Below are 6,818 nucleotides of genomic sequence, written 5' to 3'. Positions count from 1 at the left end.
TAATTCGATATAAGTATTAATAAGCTGGGTATATAGTTTTTGAATTTTTAGAAGCTCGTCCAATTTAATTCTTGTAGGTTTTCCATACAAAAATACACTTTTTGTATGTTTGCTCACATGATTATCTCTTCCTGCTTATATTTTAGCACATATTCCCTTTGCCCGCTGAATTCCGGCTTTCATCTCTCCAATGAATTGGAGAGATGAAAGCCGGTTTATCCTAAATTAATTTTAGTTGGGGAAATAAGTACCGTCCACCAGCATCTGAGCTCCTGCAAACCCTAAGTTGGTTTCAGCTACCCTCTCTATATCTTCAGGATCAGTAGGCACAGGCATGTTTCTGTTATATTTCTGGTATAATTGCTCATTATATGGCCAGCCCCTTATAGTTTTTATATTGCCCCATACGCCTGTGACGTTCTGGAAGTAATCCAGTCCAAAGGCATTTTCATTGGCGATCCAGACAAGATCTCCTGCAGCTTTTTTCATATCCTCATCGCTCATATAAAGCATTTCGTTGAGCACCTTGTTTATATCCACCATTTTGCCATCAGGTCCTGGCAATACCATGTTGAGCTGACCTTTTCTTGGCCCTTCTTTAACCCGTGGGAAGTTACCTGCGTTACTTGGGAATCCCCAGTAGAAGTTGGATAACGGCCACCACGGAATCAAAAAGCCCCATGTAACATCAATCCATTCAGCAGACATATCGAATTTGTTATAGGGTATTTGCGCCTCTCTGTAATATATGGAGCCATCCTTTGCCATCAGTTTAGTCGGTAGACCAAATTTTGTCAATTGCTCAGCTACTATCTCACTAGGCTGTGTACATTGCACCCATCCAGCATTAGAACCGATGACAAAATTGTACATCTTTCCATTTTTGTCCCTCCATATGCCGTCAGACCCTTTTGACCAGCCTATCTCTTTTAACAATTGTTCTGCCTTCTGCGGATCATAAGAATATCTAGTCATCTTATCCTGTATGTCTTGCGGTACCCAATCCTTTATAAACGACACCGGCATACCGGTTACAGAATAGGGATGGGTTTCGGAGTAATAATTGCCTACCTGGCGAATTTTATCTTTATCAAAGGCGTATATAATAGCTCTTCTAAATTTTACGTCGTCAAATGGTGGTTTTTGAATGTTAAACACCATGCCAATATCAGCAGGGTCAAACATCTTGAACAGCACCAGATCTTTATTTGCTGCAAGTATAGAGTCCACCATATCCTTGGGCAGCGTGCCGGGATATGAATCCACCTGTCCGGCTCTTAGCATGGCAATAGATGCAGCAGCATCCCCTACCTGTTTAAATGTCAGGGTATCAAAGTGCACTTTATCTTTGTTGTAATAGTACGGATTTTTAACCATTATGAGGTCTGAAGCAGTAACGGTTTTGACCATATATGGGCCGGTACCTACAGGAAGCTTGGGCCCAAATTTTATAAATTCTTGCCAGTTCTTATTTAAAGCTGTATTTACCTTTTTATCCTCTATAATGTTAAGACCAAATGCTCCTCTTTTATCTAAAGTATCAGCTGGTTTAGCTTGCTTAAGTATTTCTGCCGCTCTGTCTACGTATTTACCATAAATATGGTATGGAATAGTTGCCTGATAGTCTTGTGCTATGAGAAGATTTTTTACCTTTTCATTGGGTTGAGGATCATTCCAGACAAAAACTACCGTATAATCGTCAGGCGTATCTACGCTCTTTAAGAATTTTGTGATAAAAGCTCCATTGTTGAGCGTATAATATGCCCATATGTCTTTACTTGTAAATGGCTTTCCATCATTCCACTTTACGTCTTTTCTCAAGTGAACAATAGATTTGTTGCCTTGATTTTCAGGCATACTTTCTGCAAGCCTGGGATAAATCTTATCAGTGGATCTCACAAATTGATATAGCCCTTCCATACCGTATGTCCATCCAGGTCCAATACCGCCCGATCCAAACGGATTGCCTTGATATAATGGCGGTTTGGGCCAGCCTCCCCATACTCCAAGCCTGAACACCTTCTGCTTGTTGTACTTAGGGCCTTCGCTGCTAGATGCGGAATTCGTTTTCTTTGAGCTTACATTGTTAGATGTTTTTAATGTTTTATTTCCACATCCCGTCAGAATAATAGAAAATAACATCACGATGAGCATAAATACACTTATGCCTCTGGACAAGTTCTTAAATGGCATTTTCATTGACCCCCCTCATTTTATATATATGCATGGTTCTTACAATATTACTTTAATGTTTTATATAAACATTTTCAAAGTCCAAATTTACTTAAATTCGACGAATATTTGCTGTGTTTTTTCTTCTTCTGAATATTACTCATGTTTTCTTACTTTTTCTCCATTTTTCACCTACCCGTGTTTAAAATACCTCTATTTCCATATCAAACGTTATCATTTTCCAAAAATTTTTATGCGAATATCAATTATATATATGCATTATTATATTTAAACTTTGTTATTTTCTGAAGCATTATTGTCTCCCCTCATTAACACCACATCATTATTTATCTCTATTACTAGATGTACAATAAGCTTCTCTCTTATTAATTCTACTACTATGTAACAATCTGTAGTTTCAATTATAACAATATCACTATTACATAAAGCGGGTAACATACTATTTCCTTTGACTTTAACCTTTATTTTTTATTCATATAATCTTTCTTCTGCCAAAGCATAAACCAAGCCTTTTATAATACCATGCCTTTCCGATTATCCATAAAACTCCACCTTCGATTTTTAAAGTTATTGTTTACTAAATTCTAAAAACTCCTCCACATCCTCTAACTTATCTACAAACTTTGCATTTCCTTCGTTAACTAAAATCACTTTATCTGCCTTTTTAACTTGTTCAATCTTATGAGTAACATAAATAAATGTCTTACTTTTTTCCAAGATAAAATCAAAAACTTCTTGCGACATTTTGTCATCCAACATTGAAGCTGGTTCATCCGCAAATACCAAATCTCTTTCTTCTATTAAAGCCCTTGCAATTGATATCCTCTGTGCTTGCCCACCTGAAACATTCTGACCTGCTACATTTAAATCAGTATCTATATCACTAACTAATGAATCTATCCATTCTTTTAGATACAATACTTCAAGCAGTTCTTTCAACCTTTTCTCATTTATCCCATTGCTACTACCCAACTCTAAGTTTTGTCTAATGGACAAACCAAATAACTGCGGCATAGCAGGAATATAACTTATCAATTTAACTCTCTCTTCCAAAGGAATTTCCATTGGATCTATACCTTTTAAACTCACACGTCCATCTGTGTATGAATTCAAACCCATCATAATTCTCAACAATGTTGTTTTGCCACTCCCATTTTTCCCTATTATTGCAACCTTCTCGCCTTCCTTTATACAAATATTCACATCCTCTAAAATCTTTCTCCCATCAGCTTCAAAACAAAGATTATTAATTTCAATTATGTTTTTTGTTCCTGGCTCATCTATAAAAGCAACTTGGTAGTTTTTATCACTATTTCTTGCGTACTGTGTCAGCTCATCTACTCTGTCTATTACCGGTTTATTTTGAGCCACTGAAGACATAAGAAGACTTAATGATCGGTAGGATTCTTTCCATACACTAAAAAGAAAAATGCTTGCAAGAAATATCGAAACAAAATTCTTCATCCCCATAAGATAGAGCAATACCAGCATACCACAATCAACAAATGTATTCATCAAACTTATAAATAAACTATTCTTTAGGTTAAGCATATCAATTGTTTTGTTTGCATTCCAAAGCCTATATCGCCTTTGTTTATACAAATTAAAAAAATCCAAATATACTTTACTTACAACCAAGACCTCAGTATTAGTAATCAGGTCATATAAATTTTGAGAAGCTTCAGCATCACAAGTTCTCAAATTTGCCATCTCTTTCTCAATTCTCTTATTGAAAATATTTTCTACTCTAATTTCAACAAGAGAACATAAAATTAAAAAGCTCATCGCATAAACTGAAACACTAAACCCCCATATTGTTATTAGCAGAAACACAAAAATTCCGCTAATATAGGAAATAAACCCAAATCCTGAATTTGCTACTTGTGCCAAATCTGTTTTTAATCTTTCAATAACATCTGCTTTGGTAAATTTATTTACATATACATTGTATGGAGTTTTTATTAACTTAGTAAGGATCTCTTTTATAAATTCATAAAATACCTTATAAGTTCCTTTAACTGTATAAATAGGGAAGATATAAATTGCAAATATTATTGCTATAATAAATACAATCCATATTACGCAAAGAATATGGAATCTATTAATATTTCCTTTTTGCAAATCGTCTATCAACATTTTACTAAAGAATGAATATAGAAACATTCCCGTCCAGTAGACAAAAATATAAAGCAATCCATAAAGGAATAGTACCAGTCTCAATTTTGGGCTATTATAGTAGTCATGATATAAACGATTTAATACTTTAAATGTTTGCTTGAGCAATTTCCTCACTCTCCCATCTTTCAGAGCCTATCATATGAACCTCATCAGACATCTTTATCACATCAGGATTATGAGTAACAATTATTATGGTATTCTTTCCATTTTCCACTCTCTTTTTTAAATTTATCATTATCCTTTCAGTGTCAATAACATCAATCCCATTTAATGTTTCATCCATTAACCAGATTGTTTTGTCATTATAAAATGCTCTTGCCAAAACCAATTTCTTCTTCTCTCCTGTAGAAAAAGGATTTCCATCTGATGAAATTCTACTATCTAAACCATTAGGAAGTTTATCCACAAGCTCTTTTAGGCGTGAATTTTTCAGCGCAAAATCCATTCTCTCCTGATCATATTCCTTTAAAAGAGTTATATTCTCTTTTACTGTCCCTTCAAAAAAATATATATTTTGTGGAATGTATTCTATATAGTCCCAAAGCTTTTCTCTGTCAATTTCCGCGATGTCTTTTCCAAATATTTTTACTTTACCTTCTTCAATAGGCAGTAAATTGCAAATCATTTTTAGCAAAGTGCTCTTTCCACATCCAGATTCACCCACAACAGCATGTATTTTACCTGATCCAAATACTTTTGAAAGGTTGCAAAGCACAAATTCATTTTTATCTTTATATTTATAACTCACACCTTGTACCTCTATAGCTACATCACTATTTTTATCTGTTAATTCAACTCGTGTTTGGACATTTTTATCTTCGCAAGTTGGGATTTCATAATAAATATTTATCCTTGTCATCAAACCCATAAATGTCTGCCTCTTAGTGAAAATATTAATAAGTGACATCACTTTATCATTTACAGTTGAAGAAACAGCTAGCATTGCATAAATATCTCCAAATTTCATTTCTTTTTTATATATTAGAAAAACCGAAAATAAAATTACAAAAACTACCAATGAGTAGCCGACAGCGTTTTGGATAGTATTTATCAAAGACACAAATTTTTGATAAAGAATTGATTCCCATTCAAGTTTTTGATTTTCTTTTTCAAGACTAGAAAACAATTTTCTTCTGTCCAAAAACGCCTTTATTACTTCTATGTTTTCAACTATATTTATTAGTAAAGCCCGATATCTCCCTGTTTGTATAACAATTTTGCTCTGAGCTTTTTCAATTTTGCCTTTGGTCAGAGAGCCAACAATCGGAACCAATATTCCAATAACAATAATAATTAATGTAACCTTTACATTTACTATAATTCCATATGCAATTCCTGCTATGAGAGATAAAAAAGTTGAATATAAAACCAAAAAGGAATTTAAATACTCATCTACTGCTTGAACAAGGTCATTTCTGATAATTGTAAATCTGTCAACTAGCTGCAATTCAGTGTCAGCCCACTTTTGACTTTTGCTGTTTTTAACTATCATTTTCTCTTCCGCTCTTTCAAGCATAGTATATCGAATAATCCATTTTATTTTAAGATAAACATAGTTGAGGAAAACCTTGGTTAAATATATAAGCAATACTATACAAAACAATTTAACAATTCTGCTTTTATTACTCCCCTGAACCATATAATCTATTATTCTTCTCACTACTTCAGCTTCAGGATATGTGATTATTCCAATCATAAATGATAAAAAAGAAAATAATATTATTGCTGCTTTCGGAGGAGAAAATTCTTTTTCAAAAAATTTAAAGTAATCTTTTTGTCCTTCTTTCATTGCACCTTTCCACCTTTCATCATCAATAATTAGACACTTTGCACTAACTTTATGTTTCCTTTATTCTATTAATATCTGTAATAAATTTTTGTATTACATCAATTACATCTTTCTCAATAATATACATACTCAGCCAATTCCCTTACATTATTGACAGAAGTAATTTTATCCCATATAACAGTAGCCATCTCATTTAATAAATAATATTTTTTTGTAATATGGTAAATAAAATTACTTCTCCTTCTATGTTGTTTCGATTACATTTGGATTTCACTCCCTCTATTATCTTTCATTTTCTCACGATATCTCCGTTTTTCTTCAATTTTCTCATTGCAACAAGAACCCTCTATGGCTTATATTATCATTTTTTACTCATATTCCCTCCATATGCGTAACCTTAATAAACCTCACTTGTTATTTCCATATTCTGGCGGAATGCCTCCACTTATCTCATGGGGCTTACCCTCCCATCTCTCACAGGATCTTCGTCCTTAATTTCTTCGTTCTACCTGCCATGAGGTGGATGTCAGCTACGCTCCTTTGCAGGGTCTCTGCCCTTATGGTGAAAATTCTTACCTGACTATTCCAGCTCTTGTTGTCAATGTTCAAATCGTAATTTTATTTTCTAAAAATACATATCTCTTTTTTATCCTTTGCA

At 33.6% G+C, this 6,818-nt stretch carries 4 protein-coding genes; all 4 read right to left on the bottom strand.

The genetic code is table 11. The features are described 5' to 3' along the window. Positions 1–231: 231 nt before the first annotated feature. Positions 232–2,193 carry an ABC transporter substrate-binding protein gene (locus tag BUB87_RS13470; protein WP_159432431.1) on the bottom strand — a complete coding sequence of 654 codons (1,962 nt, stop codon included), beginning with the start codon at positions 2,191–2,193 and terminating at the stop codon, positions 232–234. 267 nt (positions 2,194–2,460) lie between these two features. Continuing rightward, entirely contained in the window at positions 2,461–2,658 is a 198-nt protein-coding gene (locus BUB87_RS15145) for a S24/S26 family peptidase (RefSeq protein WP_407641856.1), read from the bottom strand. A gap of 102 nt (positions 2,659–2,760) precedes the next feature. Then, the gene (locus BUB87_RS13460) at positions 2,761–4,326 is read right to left on the bottom strand and encodes an ATP-binding cassette domain-containing protein (RefSeq protein ID WP_159432430.1); all 1,566 of its coding nucleotides are present in this window, start codon (positions 4,324–4,326) and stop codon (positions 2,761–2,763) included. Positions 4,327–4,456: 130 nt separating this feature from the next. Continuing rightward, the gene (locus BUB87_RS13455; RefSeq protein WP_073346532.1) at positions 4,457–6,160 is read right to left on the bottom strand and encodes an ATP-binding cassette domain-containing protein; all 1,704 of its coding nucleotides are present in this window, start codon (positions 6,158–6,160) and stop codon (positions 4,457–4,459) included. Positions 6,161–6,818 lie beyond the last annotated feature (658 nt).

The sequence above is a fragment of the Caldanaerobius fijiensis DSM 17918 genome (genome assembly GCF_900129075.1).
GTDB lineage: Bacteria > Bacillota > Thermoanaerobacteria > Thermoanaerobacterales > Caldanaerobiaceae > Caldanaerobius > Caldanaerobius fijiensis.
This window is presented reverse-complemented; position numbering and strand designations above follow the sequence as displayed.

Bases quoted from the DNA above. Each gene is read 5' to 3' on its own strand.
- BUB87_RS13470 (WP_159432431.1), bottom strand. From the start codon at position 2,193: ATGCCATTTAAGAACTTGTCCAGAGGCATAAGTGTATTTATGCTCATC.
- BUB87_RS13455 (WP_073346532.1), bottom strand. From the start codon at position 6,160: ATGAAAGAAGGACAAAAAGATTACTTTAAATTTTTTGAAAAAGAATTT.